The sequence below is a fragment of the Pantoea sp. CTOTU49201 genome, assembly GCF_032054795.1.
Lineage (GTDB): Bacteria > Pseudomonadota > Gammaproteobacteria > Enterobacterales > Enterobacteriaceae > Pantoea > Pantoea symbiotica.
Genome location: NZ_DAMBSA010000513.1, coordinates 1 through 2,837 on the forward strand (window position 1 = coordinate 1; position 2,837 = coordinate 2,837).

The window sequence follows — 2,837 nt, forward strand, 5'->3', positions numbered from 1 at the left end:
GCGGGAACAAAAATCGGGCGATCACATACCAGCTCGGTATGCTGAAAATCAGATGAAACATCACTCACTTCCCTGGTTTAAGGGCGCTGATGTAGCGCAAAAAATCAATACGCAGTGTAGACGTAACTGATTACTATTATGGCTTCGCACGTGCTTTTTTAGGCGCGATTCACCACGGAGGATGCATGCAACGCCAGCCGCTGTTCGACTACATTAATCAGCACTATCAGGTAGAACCCGATTATCCATGGAAAAAGCACAGTGAATATGCGGTGCTGCGTCATCCGCGGCACCGTAAGTGGTTTGCGCTGGTGTTCCCGCTGGAGAGTCATAAACTCGGTTTGCCGGATGGGCCGGTGATTGACGTGATGAACATCAAAGCGCGTCCCGAACTCATTGGATCGCTGCGCCAGCTGCCCGGCGTTTATCCGGCTTACCATATGAACAAAGAACATTGATTGAGTATCACGCTGGAGAATGGCTTGCCGGACAGCGAGATTTTGGCGCTACTCGATGACAGCTTTAGTCTGACATTTTAGTGACGCTGTAACTTTTTTAACGTGAGCGACGCGACGGCATCATGCGCATTAAAGTGTTGTCTTTAAACAGATAATGATGTGCCAGCGCGGCAACGGCATGAATGCCGATCAGCCAATAACCATAAGGCGCGAGGGTTTCATGCCAGCCCGCAATCGTGTCGGCGAAATCCGGATCCGGATCGCCACTCACCGGCATCGGAATGCCGAAAATCCACCAGGTTCTGCCCATATAGAAACGCGAAAGAATGCCCAGCGTCGGTAAGACGATGAAAAACAGGTAGATCGCCAGATGCATCAGATGCGCCAGGCCGGTTTGCCAATGCGGCGGCTTGGGCACAATCGCCGGGCTGCGATGGCGAAAACGCAGCAGGATGCGCGACAGCATAATCACCAGCACACAACTTCCTGCGCTGAAATGACCAATGATCATCGCAAAGCCTTGCCACGAACCGCGCGTCGCCAATCCACGAAATTCCATGGTGCAATACGCAGTGACGACCAACAGAAAGGTCAACCAATGAAGAAAAATCTGCGATGGGGCGTATTTATTGCTCATCTCTAGTCCGTAAAAAATGCCTGGCTGGACGATTACTTTAAGGGAAAATGTGCTGAATTAATTCATATTTTGACGCATCAGCAACAGCGTTTTTACTTTTCCGCTTCAGTTGCTACCAACAACTGATTTAGCAAAGTTTTCAACTGCGCTTGCTGAGAGGCATCCAGCGTGGCCAGCAGGTTATTTTGCGTTTGCGTATGCACCAGCAGTGCTTGCTCGATCTTTGCTAAGCCTCCATCGGTGAGCGCCACCAGCATGCTGCGCTTATCCTCGGGATCGGCAACACGCAAAATCGAACCCACTTCTTCCAGCCGATTGAGGCGATTGGTCATCGCGCCCGATGTCACCAGCAACGATTTATACAGCTGCGTGGGCGACAAGCGATAGGGGGCGCCTGCGCGTCGCAGCGTCGCCAGCACATCAAATTCGCCATCGCGAAATCCAAACGGTGCCAGCGCTTCAGCGCGGGTTTTCGCCAGATGTTGCATGATGCGCAGCATGCGGCCAAAAACCGCCATTGACGACGCATCCAGCTCCGGCATCGCGCTGGCCCATTGTTGCACCACAAAATCGACGTGATCGGTCAATCTGCTAGCTCCTTAGTTTCATGTGAGAAGGTGCGCATGAATGCGCACCCTACGTAAAACGCGCAATCTTTTGTAGGGTTGCCATTTATGGCGACCGAAAAACGCGCCAATCATTTGTAGGGTCGCCATTTATGGTGACCGAAAAACGCGCCATTTATGGCGACCACATCTCATCCCCATTTGTTGCTTTGTGCGCATGGGCTATTGCTGTTGCGAAAAGTATCTTAACGTTAAGATACTTTTAATGTGCAAGGAGATGCAAAGTGAATCGTACTTTACCTGCGGTTGGGATGTTTGCCTTACTGGTTTTTATTATCGCACTGAATTTACGGCCGATTATGGCGGCGATGGGGCCGCTGTTTCCGCTCTTGCAGCGCGACGCCCAGCTCAACGCCACGCAGCTTAGCCTGCTCACCACATTGCCGGTGATCATGATGGGATTAGCGGCGCTGGCGGGTCCGCTATTGTTGCGTCGGCTTGGCGAAGTGCGCGGTATCGCTGTTGGATTGCTGTTGCTGGCGCTGGCGAGTATCGCGCGTGGATTCGAGCAATCTGCCACAGCGTTGATTACCAGCGCGCTGGTGGCGGGGTGCGGTATCGGATTGATTCAGGCCTTAATGCCAGCGCAGATCAAACGTCACTTCGGTGCGAAAGCAGGCACGCTGATGGCGCTGTTCACCACCGGGATTATGGCGGGCGCAGCGATTGCTGCCGCCAGCGCCGCACCATTGGCGAAATCGCAAGGTTTAGCGTTAACGCTGGCAATTCCTGTTGTTCCCGCAGTCATCGCGCTGTTGCTGTGGTTGACGTTTTCACGCGGCGTAACGCCAATGCAAAGCAGCCAGGCTCCACGCACTGCTCGCTCACCGCGTGCCTGGCTGTTGATGATCTTCTTTGGCATTGGCACCGGCGCGTACACCTTGGTGCTGGCGTGGCTACCGCCGTTTTACATGCAGCACGGCTGGCAACCTGAACAAAGTGGCTATGTGCTGGGCGCGCTCACGCTGACGGAAGTTGCCGCGGGTTTTGTGCTGTCGGCGTTGATCCATCGCTTCCGCGATCGTCGCCGTCCGTTGCTGGTGGTGTTAACTTTGATTCTGCTGGGCTTGATCAGTCTGCTGTGGCTTGGCGGGGCGCAGGCGTGGCTGCCTACAT

General features: G+C 53.8%; 3 protein-coding genes and 1 pseudogene. 2 read left to right on the forward strand and 2 right to left on the reverse strand.

Annotated features, from left to right (window positions below; genetic code table 11):
* The first annotated feature begins 185 nt into the window (after positions 1-185).
* Positions 186-539, forward strand: a pseudogene (locus tag RTY00_RS23025) (MmcQ/YjbR family DNA-binding protein).
* 16 nt (positions 540-555) lie between these two features.
* On the opposite strand, the gene cybB reads toward RTY00_RS23025, so the two are convergent.
* Together cybB and RTY00_RS23035 are read right to left on the reverse strand one after the other, a co-directional pair.
* Positions 556-1,095, reverse strand: a complete 540-nt coding sequence (gene cybB / locus RTY00_RS23030) for a cytochrome b561 (RefSeq protein ID WP_312666504.1) — start codon at positions 1,093-1,095, stop codon at positions 556-558.
* Between the two features lie 92 nt (positions 1,096-1,187).
* The gene (locus RTY00_RS23035) at positions 1,188-1,682 is read right to left on the reverse strand and encodes a MarR family transcriptional regulator (RefSeq protein WP_312666505.1); all 495 of its coding nucleotides are present in this window, start codon (positions 1,680-1,682) and stop codon (positions 1,188-1,190) included.
* A 263-nt stretch (positions 1,683-1,945) separates the two neighbouring features.
* On the opposite strand from RTY00_RS23035, the gene RTY00_RS23040 reads away from it, so the two are divergent.
* Positions 1,946-2,837 (forward strand): MFS transporter (locus tag RTY00_RS23040; protein ID WP_312666506.1); only part of this gene is annotated, 892 nt, incomplete at its 3' end.